The following is an 18,244-nucleotide window of genomic DNA, read 5'->3' as shown; positions in this document are numbered from 1 at the left end:
TACCTGAACTCCTGCCGTTCCCGGGCCCGCGCTCTCATGGTGTGGCAGAGCTCGGGTGGGTGGACTCTCCGGAGCAGCAGACAGTAACAGCGCTGAAATGGAAACCCCTGACTGACGGTCATCTTGGGCTGGTGGGAACGGCGATGGCGGGTGTGGACGAGGCACTGCTCCTTGTGCTGGACCAAATGCTGGAGACACCAGGGGAGGCGCATTTTTACCTCTTGGACTCCGACGGATCTTTAAGCGGAACATCCGCGCTCCCACACGTTGGTGCAGTAGCTGGCCTTCAGGAACTTCGTCGCGGAGTCCGTGTGCTGGAACGAGTCGCCCACGAGATGTCCGTCCGGTTGGGTCGCCAGACCGAGGGTACAGATCCTCCCCTCGTCCTGGTCATTTCAGGTTGGGGTTCCTGGGTCTCTGCGCTCCGCGCCTCTCCGCTGGTTTGGGCTGAAGACCTGCTCCAGGACATCATCAGGGATGGACCGAAGGCCAAGGTCACGGTTCTCATTTCCGGAGGTCGGGAACTCGTGACAGCACGCTTTTTCTCCTCCATTCCGAACCAGTGCTTTTTCCCGACGGGTTCCAGCGAGGAAGGACGCCTCGCGTGGCCCCGCCTTCCTGCCATGCCGTCGGTAAGAGGCCGGGCCGTCGCTTTTGGATCCCTTGTTAAGGGGAGTCCGTCCATGGTCCAGTTCTTCGCTCCACCGCAGAATACGCTGCGGCTTTCTGCATCCGTTCAAACTCCAAAGACAAGACCATTCAGGGTAGAGCGGCTACCCGCTTCCATTCCCGGGAAAGCAATTAGAGACCGGTATGAGGACATGACGTTCCGGGGAATTGTTCCTTCCGGAACTTCACCCAAGCGACGGGACCACACGCTCCTGGTGGGAGTAGGTGGAGACGAGCTTGAGCCTGTAACCCTCACGCTTCCCAAGGGCGGCGTCCTGGCGGTACTGGGTGGCCCATCGGCGGGTAAGAGTACCTTTCTGCGGGCCCTCCCCGAAATGAACCCCGGTGAAACGGCCTGGCTAATCCCGGGGCAGGAAGCAGATGCGGCATCGTACTGGTCCAGCCTCGCCGCGAAGGGCGCATCGCAGGCACTCGCCCCGGATGCCTTAGCCCTCGTGGACGATGCTGACCGGTTGTCGCCGGCAGCGCACAGCAGTCTGCTGGACCTCAACACTATGGGTCTGACGATTGTCCTGGCCGCGGGCTTCAGCTCCACGTTGGCACAACGCGTTCCCTTGATGCTGCAGGCGCGCAGCCACGGCACGGGGGTACTCATTTGTCCGAGGAGCGTTCTGGACGGCGACTTCTTCGGTGTGCGTTTCGATCTGGACAACCGCCCGCCAGCCGGCCGCGCGGTAGTCATATCCCGTGGAATTGCCGTCCTGACCCAGCTGGGAACTTTGGCTCCCCGTCTACAAGGCGGGAGGTCCACCGCCTGAACGTGAAGCAAACCTGACCACGCGTTTGTCGAACAGCAGCACGATGGCTGTGGCAGCCGGGACCAGCATCAATAGTCCAATGAGCGTGAGTCCGCCTGTCAGAGCGGGAAATCCAAGGGTGAGGACGAAGAGTTGGGCCAGGAAGGCTCCTGCCCTGGGCCAGCGGTAAGCGCGGAAAAGAAAGTAGGCCATCGCGTAAAGCCACGCTGAAAAGGCGAGCAGGAGCACAAGGAGGAAGACAGCGCTCCAGAAGGAGCCTGTGGGAGCTCCGCTGACCAGCCCGATGATGAACCAGGCGGCAGCAACGAGAAGGGCAGTTGCTTCTGCTGCCAGTATTCCGCTGAGGACGGCAATGCCGGCCGGGCGCCGTTGCGTGTCGGCTGCATCGGCGTCATTGACCCCGGGGGTGCGGCGGATTTCGGCGCTGCTGTCCATTCCGGCGTCGCTGCTCATCCCGGTGTTCCGGTCGTTCCCGGAGGCATCTTCGGGTGGTTCCAGTGGAGGTCTTGACACATTGGCACAATACCGGACATAGTCACTAACTGTGAGGGCCCCCTGAACAATGTGATGCATCGCTCACGCCGAAGAGGCACTTCCGTCATCAAACCCCCTTGTTTACACAGCGTTAACATGACAGGCTTGTTCGAGATGACCAAGGGGGCCCGATTGGGCCCCTTTCCTTTGTTGCCTTTAGTGAATATTTTCACAAAGCACTCAACGAGTTTCCCAGGAATGGAGTGACTGATCAGCATGGATTGGCGTAACCGCGCAGCGTGCCTAGACAAGGACCCGGAGCTGTTTTTCCCCGTAGGCAACACCGGCCCTGCCCTCCTGCAGATCGAGGAGGCCAAGAGCGTCTGCCGCCGGTGCCCCGTGGTGGATACCTGTCTTCAGTGGGCCCTGGAGTCCGGCCAGGACGCAGGCGTCTGGGGCGGCATGAGTGAAGATGAGCGCCGCGCCCTCAAACGACGTGCTGCACGCGCACGCCGGGCTTCCTGAGAGCACAAACTGATGAGAGGGGCCGCGGACGTTACAGTCCGCGGCCCCTCTCATTTTGCCGGCGATCCGGCGCGACTTAAGGCCGGAAGTTCCGGGACGGCAACGGGCCCTACCGCCGGATGAGGCTAAGCACGATCTGGACCGCGGTTCCGCCACCTTCGCGTCGTTGCCACTGGATTGTGCCTCCGAGCTCACTCATCACCAGGGTTCTGACAATCTGCAGCCCCAATCCCTCGGTGTGGGGTGTTTCCGGGAGTCCTACACCGTCGTCGGCAACGGTCACTGTCAGCAGTTCCTCACCGTCGTCTCCTTCTGAGCGGTTGGCGAGCAACCAGACGGTGCCGGTTCTCCCCTCCAGTCCATGCTCGACCGCGTTGGTGACGAGTTCGTTGATTACCAGGGCCAAGGGTGTGGCGAAGTCGCTGGGCAGTTCACCAAACAGACCCGCGCGCTCGGTGCGTACCTGCTGGGAGGGCGAGGCGACTTCAGCCGAGAGCCTGAATTGCCGTCCGATTAGTTCGTCGAAATCGACACTTTGGGTAAGGCCCTGGGACAACGTCTCATGGACCAGTGCGATGGTTGCTACCCGGCGCATCGCCTGTTCGAGGCCCTGTTTTGCCTCGTCACTGACCATTCGGCGGGATTGCATCCTGAGGAGGGCAGCGACCGTCTGCAGATTGTTCTTGACCCGGTGATGGATCTCGCGGATGGTCGCGTCCTTGGTCACCAACTCCATTTCACGGCGCCGCAATTCCGACACGTCGCGGCACAGGACTAGGGCTCCGAACCTCTGCTGCTCGTCCCGCAGCGGAATAGCCCGCAGTGAAAGGCTGACGCCACGGGACTCAATTTCGCTGCGCCAGGGCATCCGCCCGGTAACAACCAGCGGCAAGGTTTCGTCCACCATTCGGCGGTCCTTGAGCAAACCTGCGGTTACTTCTGCGAGCGATCGCCCTTCCAGAGACTCCCCATCGCCCAGACGCCGGAAAGCCGAGACGCCGTTGGGACTGGCATACTGGACGATTCCGTCCGCATCCAGCCTGATGAGGCCATCCCCCACACGCGGGGCACCCCTTCGGGAACCTGTGGGCGATGCGAAATCGGGCCAGAGACCCAGGGTGCCCATCCTCAGCAGGTCGTACGCACACTGGCGGTACGTCAGCTCAAGCCGGGAGGGCATTCTGGAACTGGACAGGTCCATGTGGGAGGTGACCACAGCGAGGGTCCGGCCGTTGCGAACCATCGGGACCGCCTCCACGCGGAGGGCCATGTCGCTGCTCCAGTTGGTCTCGCTGGAACGCTCAATAGTCCGGCTCTCCCACGCTTTGTCCACCAGGGGCTGCAAATCCGACCTGATCCCCTCCCCCACAAAGTCGGCGTGAAACACCGTATGCGTGGTGGAGGGGCGGACATGCGCGAGCGCGATGTATCCGTGTTCCGGATGCGGAAACCACAATGCAAGGTCAGCGAAGGCAAGGTCTGCAACCATCTGCCAGTCGCCCACCAGGAGGTGCAGCCACTCGGCATCCCCCGGCCCAAAATCAGCATGCTCCCTGATAGGGTCCGTAAAGATTGCCACTGCACCTCCATTTTGCGACGCTCCCGGCTACTGCCTAGCGTCGGACGATTGACCTCAAGAGCCTCAATGCTACCGACAGGGACGCCATATCGTCGGCTTCAAGGGCGTTGACCTCATCAAACATGCTCTTCGCCCTCCCCAACTGTTCGGCGTTAAGTCCTTCCCAGGTCTTCAGGCGGTCTTCCGCAGGGACACCGCTGGGAGTGGCCTCCAGGACTGAAGTGGTTATATCTGAGACGGTTGAATACAGATCGTCACGCAGAGCGGCCCGGGCAAGGGCCTGCCAACGGTCCTCCCTCGGGAGCTTCGTGATCCGCTCCAGCAGGGAATCGCTGTGGAACCGGTTGAAGACGGTGTAGTACACATGCGCAATGCTTTCCACCGGTTCCGCATTGCCATGGGCGATCTTGGCAATGTCCAGCAGCACAAAGCTCTCGAACAGCTCAGCCCACCTGTACGACAGGTCTTCAGGTAGGCCCCACGCCCGCGCCTTTTCAAGCCATGCGGCCACTCGTGCGCGGTCATCACCGCGCAGGTAATCGAGCAGGCGCGAACGCATTGGGTCCATCAGCGGCTTGAACTCCGCGACTGTGTCTGCAATCGGCCGGGTGGCGTTCCCCTGAGTCAGGACCCAGCGAACCGCCCGGTCCAGCAACCTGCGGATATCCAGGTGGACAGCGCTCCAGTGCTCGGTGGGGAACGATGCCGGAAGGGCGTTGAGCTTGGCCACCATGTTGTCCAGTTCGTACACTTCCCGCAGGGCCACAAATGCCTTTGCCACCTGGACCTCACTGGCGGAAGTCTCTTCCATCACCCTGAAGGCGAACGTGATTCCGCCCATGTTGATCATGTCGTTGGCGATTACCGTCGCGATGATCTCCCTGCGCAGAGGGTGGCTGTCCAGCTCGGCGTCGAACCTTTCCCGCAACTGACGGGGGAAATACTCCCGCAAGGTCCGACGGAACCATGGATCATCGGCGAGGTCACTTTCCCGCAGTGCTGTGGCCAGTTGGATCTTGGCATAAGCAGAGAGCACGGAGAGCTCAGGGGAAGTAAGTCCTTGGCCCTGCTCCAGCCGCTCCCGGATTGTCTCGGTCGTGGGGAGGGCTTCAAGCTTCCGCTTCAGGTATCCGGATTTCTCCATCCAGTCCATCAGCCGCTCGTAGCTAGGGCTCCATTCAGCAACGCGGATCCGATCGTTCAGCAGCAGAATGTTTTGGTCAATGTTGTCCTCAAGAACCAACCGGCCTACTTCCTCCGTCATGGAGGCCAGGAATTCGGCGCGCTCTCTGGCCTCGAGTCTGCCTGCCGCTACCATCCTGTCGACAAAGATCTTGATGTTGACCTCGTGGTCGGAGCAATCAACTCCGGCGGAGTTATCGATCGCGTCCGTGTTGAGGATCACCCCTTGCAGGGCGGCTTCAATACGGCCCCGCTGGGTCAGTCCCAGGTTGCCGCCTTCGCCGACCACCTTGACACGCAGCTCTCGTCCGTCCACGCGGATTGCGTCATTGGCTTTGTCACCAACTTCTGCATTCGTCTCAGTGCTCGCCTTGACGTAGGTACCGATTCCCCCGTTGTAAAGAAGGTCGGCCGGAGCCAGCAGGATCGCACGAAGGAGCTCCGGAGGGCTCAATTGGGTAACTCCATCAGGAAGGCCCAAGGCGACCCGGACCTGCTCCGAAACCGGGATGGATTTCAGCTGGCGGGGATAAACACCGCCACCTTCACTGATGAGCGATTTGTCATAGTCGTCCCAGGACGAACGCGGCAGCGCAAACAGCCGTTGCCGTTCATCGAATGAAACAGCTTCGTCCGGGTTCGGATCGAGGAAAATATGCCGGTGGTCAAAAGCAGCCAGGAGCCGGATGTGCCGTGAAAGCAGCATTCCGTTGCCGAAGACATCCCCGGACATATCCCCCACGCCGACGACGGTAAATGGTTCGGATTGGGTGTCCAGGTCCAGCTCGCTGAAGTGACGCTTGACTGATTCCCAGGCGCCCCTTGCCGTGATCCCCATGGCCTTGTGGTCGTAGCCAACAGAGCCACCGGACGCGAAGGCATCCCCCAACCAGAAGCCGTACTCAGCGGCCAGCCCGTTGGCGATATCAGAGAAAGTCGCTGTCCCCTTATCCGCTGCGACCACCAGATAGGAGTCATCTCCGTCATGCCGCACTACACCGGACGGCGGCACCAGTTCCTCGCCACCAGGTGACGCAACGAGGTTGTCTGTGAGGTCCAACAGACCTCGGATGAACGTCTTGTAGCTCTCCACCCCCTCAGTCATCCAGGCAGCCCTGTCTTCCGCGGGGTTCGGCAATTGTTTGGCATAGAAGCCGCCCTTGGCCCCCGTGGGAACAATGACTGCGTTCTTGACTGTTTGTGCCTTGACGAGACCCAGGATTTCAGTCCGGAAGTCCTCCCTGCGATCTGACCAGCGAAGGCCGCCTCGTGCAACCTTCCCGAATCGGAGATGTACACCCTCGACGCGTGGGGAATAGACCCAGATTTCGAACATCGGCCGCGGGAACGGCAATCCCTCAATGCCGGCCGGATTGAGCTTAAAGCTCAGGTAGGGCTTGTTCTGGAAAAAGTTGGTCCTCAGGGTCGACTCGATCAGGTTCTTGAAGGTCCGCAGAACCCGGTCTGCATCCAGGGTGGCTACCTGCTCAATCGACGCAGCCAGCTCCCCGCGCAACTCTTCCTGCCTGGCCTCGCGCTCTTCCTCCGCGAACGAAGGGTCAAACCGCACCGTGAACAGTGCGCTCAAGGCACGCGTGACATCGGGGTTCGCCAACAATGTGTCAGCCATGAATTCAAAGGAGTTGGTGTTGCCCATTTGCCTCATGTACCTGGCATAGGCGCGAAGAACCACGATCTGGCGCCACGACATGCCTTCACGAAGGACGAGCCGGTCAAAGCTGTCAGATTCGGCTGCCCCGGAAACTGCTGCGCCAAAGGACTCGGCGAGAAGCTCTCCCGTGACCAAAGGATCCACCCGTTGCGGGTACTTGAGCCCGAGGTCGTAGAGGAAGAAGTCACGTTTGTCGGCCGTCTCGATCTCGAACGGCCGCTCATCCAGCACCTCAAGGCCCAGGTTGTGGAAGTACGGAAGAATCTGGCTCAGGCTCTTGGGGTCAAGCATGTACAGCTTGACGCGTGCGTCCTCCTCCAAAGTTGCTCCGGCGCCTTCAGGGAGGTAGACGTGAACGCCCGGGCGTTCCGGGCCGCCCCTTTCTTTGGCTACTGCACTGTACTTCTCGAACCTTGCAATATCCTGCAATGCATCTTCAACCTCGTAGTCAACGCGGTAGCTTGCAGGAAAGGCCTCGGCCCATAGTTCGGCGAGCTCTTTGCCGCCCCCGTCCGGCGAGGAATCACGCAGTACTTCCGTGATTCCTTCGCTCCACGAACGCGTAGCTCGAACAAGACGTTTTTCCAGTTCCTGGGAGTTGACGTTCGTGCCATCGGCGTCCTTCGGCAGACGGATCCGGAAAAAGAGCCTGGCCAGCGCAGACTCAGTCATGCGTGCTTCATAGTCAATCGACTCTGCGTGAAAGGTCTCGCGGAGCTCATCTTCGATACGGAGCCTGACGTTGGTGGTGTACCTGTCGCGCGGAAGGAAGACGACGGCAGACATGAACCGGCCGTAAATGTCGGGCCTGAGGAAGAGACGGGTCCGGCGCCGTTCCTGCAGTCGTTGAATGCTGATGGCAGTCGCAGAAAGATCAGGAACCTCAATCTGGAACAGTTCGTCGCGAGGGTACGTTTCGAGGATCCCGAGGAGGTCCTTGCCGGAGTGTGAATCGGGCGGAAAACCTGCGATCCCGAGGACTGCCTCGACCTTCTCCCGCACGATTGGAATATCCCTGACAGACCCTGCATAGGCACTGGTGGCAAACAATCCGATGAAGCGCCGCTCGCCATTGACGTTACCGGCGGCATCGAAACTCTTGACGCCAATATAGTCAAGGTAGGCCGGGCGGTGCACGGTGGACCTGGAGTTGGCCTTCGTAATCACAAGTGCCCGCTTCTCCCTGGCCTTTTTCCGGCCGGCATCCGTCAGGTGCTGGATCTGCCGCCCGTCGGAGCTGGCGCGCAGAAGGCCCAGCCCGCTGTCTTCACGAAGCTGGAGCACATCCTCGCCGTCCTCGTTGACGAGGTCGTATTCGCGGTAGCCCAGGAATGTGAAGTTGCCTTCGTCCAACCAGCGCAGGAGATCCTGAGCCTGCCGAAGTTCTGTAATCTGGGCCGGATTGGCTACCTTGTCCAAGTCGGCAGCTATCTGGAGTGCTTTATTCCGCATCTTCGGCCAGTCTTCGACCGCGGCCCGGACGTTTCCAAGAATCCGCTGGAGTCCATCTTCAAGAAGATCCCGCCCCTCCTTCCCCAGTCTGTCAATCTCAACTGCAATCCAGGACTCCATGTGGGAGGCATTTTCGCCTTCAGCAATGAGATGGGAAAGACTGGGCATAGTAGCTGTATCGCCACTGGAGAGACCAACCGTCGAAGGAACTTTGTCCACCTTGACCAGTTCACCCGTAACTCTGTTGCGCGTGACAACAAACAGCGGATGCACCACCAAATGGATGGCGGATTTTTGACGGACAATTTCCGCATTCACCGAGTCCACGAGGAACGGCATGTCGTCAGTGACTATATATATGACACAGTTGTCGCCCTCTTCAAAAATGGAGACGTTCGCGTGGCCCGGCCGGCGGCTTTGCGCTACAGCCCGGTGCGTCTCCGCCCGGGTTGAGAGGACTTCGGCGGGGTACGCCTGGAAATCCTCTTCTGCCAAGTGCTCGTAGTAGTCCCCCAGGTATCCTTCCAAGGCCGCGACGGTCAAGGATTGATCCTCCACACTGGATCCAGACGACATATATGAAACGCCTCCATCAGAAGTTCACGGCTGCACCTTTGCAGCCCTCAAGGTGAGCCTAATCCTTAACTCTGCGCCTTGCTGTGGAAGTAAATACAGACGAACGGCGTTTTCCCTGGACTGGTGCACAAACCAATTCAGCAATGGAGCGGCGAAGTGCCGAGTCCGGCGCAGCTTCGAGCAGCAGGGCCCCCGTAAGGAGCGCTGCATCTCCGGCTCCGGCATCAGCCGGAAGAAACGCTTCTATCCGAAGGGACGGGCCGTATCTGTCCCAGGCTTCCCGCAGCTGACGTTCCGGAGACCTGCCAACTACTGAGGCTCTCACCTTGTTCAGCACCACCTTCGGCGAGGCATGTGGCACGGCCTGCTCGAGGTCGGATAAGGCGCGCACCAACCGGGGAACCCCAACGGGGTCCGCGGCTCCTACCGCAAAGACAGTATCTGCGAGTTCAAGGCTGCGCAGCGTGGCCGCGTTGCGTCTTGGAGCCACCGTGTCAAAGCTCAGTTCTTCATCAGCCTCCAGACAGAACCCGGCATCAACGACGATCACGTCGGCGATTTCCCTGGACTTCTCAAGCACCAAGGAAAGGGCAGCGGCACGCAACTCTGTCCATCGGTCAGCACGGGTAATCCCGGTGAGCACGCGGAACGTGCCGCCCTTCGTGACCACCCGGGTGGCAACCCGAAGCAAGGCATCGACGTCGAGGATCCCTTGGTCAGCCAATCGGCAGGCCTGGGCGAGCCCAGCCGTTTCGTCCAGCAATCCCAGCATGGCTGCGACGCTGGCGCCATAACTGTCGGCGTCGATCAGAAGGACAGACTTGCCCTCAGCCGCCAACTCTCCGGCGATGTTGATTGCGACAAGAGTCCGTCCAGGTGACCCGGCAGGACCCCAAACAGCAATGATCTTCCCTGTTCCCGATGCCGGAGGGACATCGGCGCCATCGTCCAGCCTGATTCGGTTGGAGGCGCCGGGATCAGACATCCCGCTGTCCTGCTTGAAAGGGGAAACGGATCCACCCCCGGACAAAAGAGCTACCGCTTCCGAGATCTTTGCTGCCAGCGCCGCCGGATCCAGATCCGGCGCTGCACTGATCACTCCCATTCCACGCAGCCTGGTGATCTCTGCCGGAATGTCAGTCAAGGCAACTATTGCCACTCCCACGGCCCGGAGTCGGTCAACCAACGAGGCCGCAAGCTCCTCGCTTCCTCCTGCCACCACAGCGGCCCTTGCCAACCCGCCCTGGCATGCTGCCAACAGTTCTGTCAGCTCCGAGCACCGCCTGACGACGGATACCGGACCATGCAGCCGCTCCAGCCCTCCGACCAGGTCTTCCTGGGCATCTCCCACTGTTACGACCGGGATGCTCACTTGCCCACACCGCCCGGGTTCCACACGACTGAGATCTTTGCCTTGTTTGCCTGTGAACCCAAGAGCTTCGGCATCTGATCGTCGCTGACCAGCACCATCAGGACGGTGGAACGGGAGGATCCAAGGGCAGTGGACCCTGGCGTCACCTGCGCAATTTCAGCGCCGGGCAGCAGCATCGAGGGCTCGCTGAAGCCATTGCGTGTGTCGGGCTGCGCCACCCACACATCAACCCTCGAACCGGCCAGCGCCTGGTCAGGAAGCGGTTCATCGATGGTGATGGCGACTGGTTTGCGGTCGAGCTCATCCGGCTTTCCGAGGCTCTCCTTGGGCAGGAGCTGGTCCTTGCCGATCCTCTGGACAGCTACAAGCCCATCGGGAAGTCCGGCCTCGCCGGAGATGTAGAGCTCCTCCAACTCCCCCAGACGCACCTTAGCCCGGGCAGTGTTGTCGGCGGTCAGTCTCTCCCCAACGGCGATAACCTCCCGCGCCACGTAGACGTCAGTAGTCTGATCAGCTGCACCCACCAGCGAAACCACTCCGACCACGGATGCAAGCACCAGCAACAGTCCGACGAGTAGCCGGGGATCCTTCCAGGACGGCTTCTTCAGCCGTGCTCCCGCGGATGTTGTGTTCACAGTCATGTGTACCGCTTCCCCCTTTAGGCGCTACCGGATTGGTGGATCATGCACCAGACACCCCTCATTGTCATTGCAAAGAAGCGGATCTGAAAGTCACAGCATCAAACTCCATCAAACTGTGGATAACGCATGCTCTTCACCACATCGATGGCAAAATGGATATATGCCCAGATTCCTGACGCTTGCAGACGTTGCCGAACAGCTACAGATCAATTCCCCGGCGGCCTACGCCCTCGTGCGCAGCGGTGAGCTCAAGGCAATCCAGGTGGGTGGCAGGGGGCAATGGCGCGTCGAGGAAAAGATGCTGGAGCAGTACATAGAGGAGCGGTACGCCGAGGCAAGCCGTATGATCCAGGAGTCAAAGTCAAAGTCGCTTTGATTTCTGCCGCCTAGGTCACCGCTGCCTGGATGGATCTGATGGCGCATAGTGCCGCAAAGGGAACGGCTGCCATGTCGATGACATTTGCTGGACGCCTTGCTTCCCCGGCCGAGGTCACGGCGAAGTCCACGTAGTCCCTGCCCACGCGGTCAATAACCCCGTGGAGTGTCGTTTCGCCTTGGGATCCGCCGGCCAACGTCAGTGCAAGATGCGAACGATCCCGTGAAAGCGCCCTGAGCGCACTTCCCAGACCAGGTCCCTGCCGCACTACTGAAGGTTCCGTAACAGCATGCCGGGCAAGGCCACTGCAACGGCCTATTGCCGTGTAGGGAACAAGCACCTGATGCTGCTGTTCATTCAGAACCAACAGCTGGCTGCCGGCATGGCTCAGCAATCCGCCAAGCGTGGATCCGGACAGCAAATGAACCGTGACCCTGAGGTTGATTGAAGCCCTGAGCCGGTCAGCCAGGGCCACACCTGCGGCATCAATGCGTACGCGCTCAGCAATTTCGGCTTCCTGCTGAAGACGGTTCTCGGCAGCGAACTGCGCTTCCATGTCTTCGAACAGTGCATCCCAACGCATGCCGTCAGCGTAGGTGTCCCGGGTCAGCCGGTCAATTCCAAGAAACCCAAGAGAAAAATGACTGGACAAAACAACACTGTCTCCGCCAGACTGATCCAGCGAGCCTAAATAGGGTCAAACGATGTCAAACAACATCAAACATAAGGTTGAGGTGCTCAATGAGATCCATGAACCATAGACCTCTCATTTCGGACGCTGCCTTGGCAGTTCTGATTTTGCTGCTCGGTGTATTCCTTGCTGCCACAGGTGAGGCCCTGGCCGGACGCTGGCAGCGTTCCGCCGCGCGGAACCAATCCATGGGGTTTGATGACATGTTGGGGTTCGGTGCCAACATTCTTGGCTTGATCCTGGTTTCGTGGTGGGTACTTTCCGCATTGATCGCTTTAGTTACAGCTCTCCTGGAGCATGCGGGGAGCCGTCGGGCGGCGGCCATCACGGGCAGTTTTACTCCCCGCTACATGCGCAGGTTGGCACTGGCCGCCTTGGGCCTTCAGCTGGTTACCGCGCCCATTGCAAATGCGGATTCTTCCCCCGGTTCAGCCTGGACCCCCAGCGAGGGGACTTCGGTATCCGTGGCATGGAAGGCTGAGCAATCAGACGGCAATCTCATCCAGCCGTTGAACCCCCGTTGGCAACCCAGTAAGCCGGCAGTGGAGCCGGGCCCGCTCGCAGGCACTCCGCTTCGGGCCGTTCACCAGGTGCCAGGAGCCGGCACCGCACCGGTAGCAGTCGTCGACGGCGATTCCCTGTGGACCATTGTTGCCAGTCATCTTGGTCCACTGGCCTCCGACGTCGACATCGCCCAGGAATGGCCGCGCTGGTATCAGGCCAATCGTGCCGTCATAGGCGAAAACCCTGACGTGCTGAAGCCCGGGCAACTGCTGACGCCTCCCGGTGCGGCCTGAGCGGCGCCGGCCAACCCAACATCTATCGAAGGATCACTATGAGTGCAGTAACGGTAGTTCGGAGCAAGCAGGACCCTGTATCCAATACGGACCCGGCTGTTCACGCGTTCCCTTCAGCCGTCGCCCCTGCGGGCGAGCCCCTTTCAGCGCTGAAACACGCCGGGGAAGCAACGAACAATCCCGTGAGCAGCCTGAGGGCGGCCACAGACCATCGCGAGGTCTGCGCCATTGCGCGAGGGACAGTTCAGGCTGCCATAGAAGTCCTCGCCGGTACCCGTCCTGTTCACCAATTGGCTCGACGCCTCGACCAGCAGTGCCTGGCGGCCCTTCAACATCGGGCAGCCCTCATTCGGCTTAACAGGCAGAGCCTTTCCCCGTCTGCCTCCGGTGTGTACCGAAATCCTGCCGTACGCTCTGTGCGCGCCTCAGAAGTGACGGCTGACGTCTACGAAGCCAGCGCCGTCGTAGTGGATGAGACGCGGGCACGTGCAGTGGCATTACGGCTGGAACGGAACAACAAGGTATGGAGGATCACGGTCCTGGAAATCGGCTGATTTCCCTGACTATCAGGTCAGCGACGCTTCTTCTTGTTGTTCCGTCTTCCGACATCCTGGGCTGCAGCTTTCGCTGGGTTACCTGAACGGCCCGTCGACTTGGTCTCCACGCGGGTCTGGCTGGAGCCGTCTTCGCTCGGCGCCGTGTACTGAAGTTGGGCGGGTTTCTCGGGAGCCTGGAGACCAGCTGCCTTGATCTGCGGAGTGTGGTGCTCCGTATGCTCACCTTGGGCATCGGCGACGACCACATCTTCAGCGGGCGTCACTTCCACCTCAAGGTTGAACAGGAATCCAATGCTTTCTTCCCGGATGGCTTCCATCATGGCCTGGAACATGATGAACCCTTCGCGCTGGTACTCAACGAGCGGATCGCGCTGGGCCATCGCCCGGAGGCCAATGCCCTCCTTCAGATAGTCCATCTCGTACAGGTGTTCCTGCCATTTGCGGCCAATCACCGAAAGGACAACCCTGCGCTCAAGTTCCCGCATGCTCTCTGACCCGATGGATTCTTCTCGTGCCGTGTAGACCAGGCGGGCATCGGAAAGGATCTCCTCGCGGAGGAATTCTGCTGTAATGCGTGACTTCCCGCCGGCTTCATCGATGATGTCATGAGGCGTGACGCTAACGGGATACAGAGTCTTGAGGTTGGTCCACAACTGGTTGAAGTCCCAGTCATCTCCGTTCCCCTCAGCGGTAGCTTCGTCGATGAAGGAGTTGATGGTGTCTTCGAGGAAGTACTGCACCTTTTCGTGGAGGTCATCGCCCTCGAGGATCCGACGCCGGTCGCCATAGATGGCTTCACGCTGGCGGTTGAGGACGTCGTCGTACTTGAGCACGTTTTTGCGCTGCTCGGCGTTGCGTCCCTCCACCTGCCCCTGGGCCGAGGCGATGGCACGGGACACCAGCTTGGATTCAAGGGCGACGTCGTCAGGGACAGAACTGTTCATCAGACGCTCTGCGGCGCCGGAGTTGAAGAGTCGCATGAGGTCGTCCGTGAGAGACAGGTAGAAGCGTGACTCGCCTGGGTCTCCCTGACGGCCGGAGCGGCCGCGCAACTGGTTGTCGATCCTTCGTGATTCGTGGCGCTCCGTGCCCAGGACGTAGAGGCCACCGAGGTTCAAAACCTCTTCGTGCTCGTCCTTGACGGCCTGCTTGGCGGCTTCAAAGGCAGCCGGCCAGGCAGATTCGTATTCCTCCGAGTTTTCCTCAGGATCCAGTCCCTTTTTGGCGAGTTCGGCCACTGCGGTGAATTCAGCGTTGCCGCCAAGCATGATGTCAGTACCGCGACCGGCCATGTTGGTGGCCACAGTGACGGCGCCCTTGCGTCCGGCCTGGGCAACAATGGCGGCCTCGCGGGCATGGTTCTTTGCGTTCAGAACCTCATGCCGTATGCCCTCCTTGGCAAGGAGACGCGAAAGGTACTCGCTCTTTTCAACACTGGTGGTGCCGACCAGAATCGGCTGCCCCTTTTCGTGGCGTTCAGCGATGTCCTTGACGACGGCATCGAACTTCACAGTCTCGTTCTTGTAGACGAGGTCGGACTGGTCAATCCGCTGCATATCCCGGTTGGTCGGAATGGCAACGACCCCGAGCTTGTAGGTGCCCATGAATTCCGCGGCTTCGGTTTCGGCCGTACCCGTCATGCCGGAGAGCTTGCTGTACATACGGAAGTAGTTCTGCAGCGTCACCGTGGCCAAGGTCTGGTTCTCGGCCTTGATCTCGACGCCTTCCTTGGCTTCGATGGCCTGGTGCATGCCCTCGTTGTAGCGGCGTCCGGCCAAGATGCGGCCGGTGTGTTCGTCAACAATCAGGACTTCGCCGTCGAGAATGACGTAGTCCTTATCCCGCTTGAAGAGTTCTTTGGCCTTGATTGCGTTGTTGAGGAAGCCGATCAGCGGCGTGTTGGCTGATTCGTAGAGGTTCTGGATTCCGAGGTAGTCTTCGACCTTCTCGATCCCTGCCTCAAGAACACCGACGGTACGCTTCTTTTCGTCCACCTCATAGTCCCGTTCGGGCTGGAGACGCATCACTACCTTGGCGAACTCGCTGTACCAGCGGTTCGTATCGCCCTGTGCCGGGCCGGAAATGATGAGCGGGGTACGGGCCTCGTCGATGAGGATGGAGTCGACCTCATCGACGATAGCGAAGTTGTGGCCGCGCTGGACGAGTTCTGACTGGTCCCACGCCATGTTGTCGCGCAGGTAGTCGAAGCCGAATTCGTTATTGGTGCCATAGGTGATGTCAGCGGCGTACTGCTCACGGCGGACGGAGGGATCCTGATTCGAAAGGATGCATCCGCTGGTCAAGCCCAGGAAGCGGTAGACGCGGCCCATCAGGTCCGACTGGTATTCGGCCAGGTAGTCGTTGACCGTGACGACGTGGACGCCTTTGCCGGTCAATGCGTTCAGGTAGGCCGGAGCTGTGGCCACGAGGGTCTTGCCTTCACCGGTTTTCATTTCGGCGATGTTGCCCAGGTGCAGCGCAGCCCCACCCATGAGCTGCACATCGAAATGGCGCAGGCCCAGGGTTCGGGAAGATGCTTCCCGAACGGCGGCGAAAGCTTCGGGCAGGAGCTCATCCAGCTTCTCACCGTCCTGGTGACGCTCCCGGAGGCGGTCGGTTTCTTCCCGCAGTTCAGCATCCGTGAAGGTTTTGAATGAGTCTTCCAGGGCATTAATGGAATCAGCATAGTTCCGCAGTTGCCTCAGGGTTTTTTTGTCACCCGTACGGAGAAGTTTTTCGATAAGTGATGCCACGTGAAGTTGCTCCCAGTCTCAAGCTGCCGAATTCTGGCGTGTTCAGTCTACGTGAGAGACACTGGCCACGCGGTTAGTGTTCCCTGAGAGCTGATACCCAACCCGGGGCCGGGCCATTTCATCCGCCAAGGCGGGCCCCAGATCCCCCATCGGGAAGACGACCACCTCATCCAGTTCGAGCCACTCGGCCATAAGTCTCAGCTCGTCGGCAAGCTCCACAGCAGTGTCATCAGGCGCATTGGGCTCTGCATACGCAGCCCTCGCCAGCAGTCTTCCCGTTATGCGGTCCGCCTTCAGGTCAACCCGGGCCACGATTCCGTCGCGAAGCAGGAACGGCAGGACGTAGTACCCGAACCTCCTCTTGGCCTCGGGAGTATAGATTTCAATCCTGTAGTGGAATCCGAACAGAGCCTCCAGCCGCTTACGCTCAAACACAAGCGAGTCGAAGGGGCTCAGCAGCGCCCTGCCCGTTGCCGCGCGTGGAAGCTTTGCCTCCGCATGTCTGTACAGCGGTTTATCCCACCCTTCAACCATGACAGGTTGAAGACGTCCTTGCTCCACAAGACGCTCCACCGAGGCAGCCCCGGCGCGCAGTGGTGTCCGGAAGTAGTCGGCAAAACAGCGTACTGTTCCGATGCCGTGAGCCCTCGCTGCAGCTTCAATGAGCCGGTCCATCGCGGAATCCGGGTCTCGATCAGCCGAGGGTTCAACGGTTGCTGCCGGCAGGATCTTCGAAGTCAGAGTGTATCGGCGTTCAAACTGTTCTGTCCGGGACGCAGCCGAGACCACGCCTTCTTCAAACAGGTGCTCAAGGACCCTTTTGACGGCGTTCCAGTTCCATCCCCAATTGTCCTGGCGACGGTCCTCCACATGGCCGATCCGGGCTGTGAGTTCCGCGGCTGTCCGGGGCTTACCCTTCGAAAGCTCCCCCAACACCTGATTCGCCACGTCCTCACGAAGTATGGGATCCATGCCTCCGGCGCCTACCCATTTCCGGTTCTGCCAGAGTACGAGGTCGTGGAAGTGATCAGGCAGGATGAAGCAGGCTTCATGCGCCCAGTACTCCATCATTCGGCGGGGATGTGTTGCCGCCATTCGCTGCAGTATTTTCCGGTCATAGTTTCCCAGCCGGGAGAAAAAAGGGAGAAAGTGGCTGCGGGCCAGGACGTTGACAGAATCTATCTGCACCAGATGCAGGCGGGCAAAGGTACGGCCCACCGCCCGTGATGTCACGGGGCCGGCGGGCCGTACCTTATCCAATTGCTGCGCTGCAAGTGCAATCCGCCTGGCCTGGATCAGGCTCAGCGATGCACTCACATCAATCCTTTCGTTGGATGGTCTCCTCCAGCTTAGGCGTTCGCTGCCTGATCGTCGGAGCGGTAAGCGATGATTTTGTCCTCAAGCAAGGCACCCGGTTCGCAGAACTGATCCAGGGTAATGACTCCATAGGTCCAGCCACGACGCCGGTAAACGACGGAGGGGGCGTTGGTCTCCTTATCCACAAAGAGATAGAAGTCATGGCCGACCAGCTCCATGTTGTCGACAGCGTCGTCGAGACTCAGGGAGGCCGCAGGGAAGACCTTCCGCCTGATCAGCACAGGCGAATCACCGGCTGGAATATCGTTGTCGACGTCGTACGGTGACTTTTCCGCCGCAGGCGCGACAGGGGGCTTGCGGCTGCTGGTATCCGCGTAGAGGGGCCCGCTGGGGCTGGCAGGCTCCAGTGCTGCTGTAGCTTCCCGGACAGCCTTGGGCGTGTGCCGTCCGTGGTGGACCTTCTTCCGGTCCTTCGCCCTCCGCAACCGTTCAAGGAGTTTGTTGTAAGCCAAGTCAAAAGCAGCGAATTTGTCCGCCGCGCTGGCTTCCGCGCGGATTACGGGGCCGCGTCCCAAAACTGTCACTTCAACTGTGAGCTGATCGCCGGTCTGCCGCGTACCGGTCTCTTTCGAAACCTTTGCGTCTACCCTCTGGACCTTGTCCCCCAGCGACTCAATCTTTGAAATCTTCTCGCCGGCGTATTCGCGGAAGCGGTCTGAAACCGTCAAATTCCGTCCGCTGATCATGAACTCCATGGTGCCCTCCAAATGACTTCGGTGACACGACGGCGGCACTTCCGGGGCCGATCTGATTGACAGTCGAGCCCCCTTTC

At 60.1% G+C, this 18,244-nt stretch carries 13 protein-coding genes and 1 pseudogene; 5 read left to right on the top strand and 9 right to left on the bottom strand.

Features of this window, described 5'->3' with window-relative positions; translation table 11 throughout:
* Positions 1 to 1,448: pseudogene (locus RIN13_RS13325) on the top strand (hypothetical protein); the annotation flags it as partial.
* Here the strand turns inward: RIN13_RS13325 and RIN13_RS13320 are convergent.
* Positions 1,422 to 1,961 carry a hypothetical protein gene (locus tag RIN13_RS13320; protein ID WP_309107818.1) on the bottom strand — a complete coding sequence of 180 codons (540 nt, stop codon included), beginning with the start codon at positions 1,959 to 1,961 and terminating at the stop codon, positions 1,422 to 1,424. The pseudogene RIN13_RS13325 and the gene RIN13_RS13320 sit on opposite strands and share 27 nt — an antisense overlap.
* 237 nt (positions 1,962 to 2,198) lie before the next feature.
* On the opposite strand from RIN13_RS13320, the gene RIN13_RS13315 reads away from it, so the two are divergent.
* On the top strand, positions 2,199 to 2,447 hold the full coding sequence (locus RIN13_RS13315; RefSeq protein WP_003804966.1) for a WhiB family transcriptional regulator: 249 nt from the start codon (positions 2,199 to 2,201) through the stop codon (positions 2,445 to 2,447).
* Between the two features lie 109 nt (positions 2,448 to 2,556).
* Here the strand turns inward: RIN13_RS13315 and RIN13_RS13310 are convergent, their stop codons facing one another.
* Genes RIN13_RS13310 through RIN13_RS13295 form a run of 4 tightly spaced genes read right to left on the bottom strand, consistent with a single transcriptional unit; the run spans position 2,557 to position 10,921 of the window.
* Positions 2,557 to 4,026: a PAS domain-containing sensor histidine kinase gene (locus RIN13_RS13310; RefSeq protein ID WP_309107817.1), complete on the bottom strand. Its 1,470-nt coding sequence runs from the start codon at positions 4,024 to 4,026 to the stop codon at positions 2,557 to 2,559.
* Between the two features lie 34 nt (positions 4,027 to 4,060).
* Complete coding sequence (locus RIN13_RS13305; protein ID WP_309107816.1) at positions 4,061 to 8,908, bottom strand: NAD-glutamate dehydrogenase; 4,848 nt, start codon at positions 8,906 to 8,908, stop codon at positions 4,061 to 4,063.
* Between the two features lie 58 nt (positions 8,909 to 8,966).
* Entirely contained in the window at positions 8,967 to 10,280 is a 1,314-nt protein-coding gene (locus tag RIN13_RS13300; RefSeq protein ID WP_309107815.1) for a P-loop NTPase, read from the bottom strand.
* The gene (locus RIN13_RS13295; protein ID WP_309107814.1) at positions 10,277 to 10,921 is read right to left on the bottom strand and encodes a hypothetical protein; all 645 of its coding nucleotides are present in this window, start codon (positions 10,919 to 10,921) and stop codon (positions 10,277 to 10,279) included. Before RIN13_RS13295 ends, RIN13_RS13300 begins: the two co-directional genes overlap by 4 nt.
* Positions 10,922 to 11,081: 160 nt before the next feature.
* On the opposite strand from RIN13_RS13295, the gene RIN13_RS13290 reads away from it, so the two are divergent.
* Complete coding sequence (locus RIN13_RS13290) at positions 11,082 to 11,297, top strand: helix-turn-helix domain-containing protein (protein WP_309107813.1); 216 nt, start codon at positions 11,082 to 11,084, stop codon at positions 11,295 to 11,297.
* A 10-nt stretch (positions 11,298 to 11,307) separates the two neighbouring features.
* Here RIN13_RS13290 and RIN13_RS13285 read toward each other — a convergent pair whose 3' ends face one another.
* A complete protein-coding gene (locus RIN13_RS13285) occupies positions 11,308 to 11,880 on the bottom strand; it encodes a hypothetical protein (RefSeq protein WP_309107812.1) in 573 nt (190 codons plus the stop codon).
* Between the two features lie 167 nt (positions 11,881 to 12,047).
* Here RIN13_RS13285 and RIN13_RS13280 point away from each other — a divergent pair, with 167 nt between their 5' ends.
* Together RIN13_RS13280 and RIN13_RS13275 are read left to right on the top strand one after the other, a co-directional pair.
* Entirely contained in the window at positions 12,048 to 12,785 is a 738-nt protein-coding gene (locus tag RIN13_RS13280; protein WP_309107811.1) for a hypothetical protein, read from the top strand.
* Positions 12,786 to 12,823: 38 nt separating this feature from the next.
* Positions 12,824 to 13,339 carry an Rv3235 family protein gene (locus RIN13_RS13275; RefSeq protein ID WP_309107810.1) on the top strand — a complete coding sequence of 172 codons (516 nt, stop codon included), beginning with the start codon at positions 12,824 to 12,826 and terminating at the stop codon, positions 13,337 to 13,339.
* Positions 13,340 to 13,356: 17 nt separating this feature from the next.
* Here the strand turns inward: RIN13_RS13275 and secA are convergent, their stop codons facing one another.
* From secA to hpf, 3 genes are read right to left on the bottom strand one after another with little or no spacing between them, the layout of a single operon-like run.
* A complete protein-coding gene (secA, locus tag RIN13_RS13270; RefSeq protein ID WP_309107809.1) occupies positions 13,357 to 16,095 on the bottom strand; it encodes a preprotein translocase subunit SecA in 2,739 nt (912 codons plus the stop codon).
* A 42-nt stretch (positions 16,096 to 16,137) separates the two neighbouring features.
* Positions 16,138 to 17,412 (bottom strand): DNA glycosylase AlkZ-like family protein, encoded by a 1,275-nt coding sequence (locus RIN13_RS13265; protein ID WP_309107808.1) that lies wholly within the window; start codon positions 17,410 to 17,412, stop codon positions 16,138 to 16,140.
* A gap of 32 nt (positions 17,413 to 17,444) precedes the next feature.
* Positions 17,445 to 18,167: a ribosome hibernation-promoting factor, HPF/YfiA family gene (gene hpf, locus RIN13_RS13260; RefSeq protein ID WP_309107807.1), complete on the bottom strand. Its 723-nt coding sequence runs from the start codon at positions 18,165 to 18,167 to the stop codon at positions 17,445 to 17,447.
* Between the last annotated feature and the right edge of the window lie 77 nt (positions 18,168 to 18,244).

Source organism: Arthrobacter sp., assembly GCF_031179985.1.
In the GTDB taxonomy this organism is placed as follows: Bacteria; Actinomycetota; Actinomycetes; order Actinomycetales; family Micrococcaceae; genus Arthrobacter.
The sequence above is the reverse complement of the archived record's forward strand: the minus strand, read 5'-3'. Positions and strand labels throughout refer to the sequence as shown.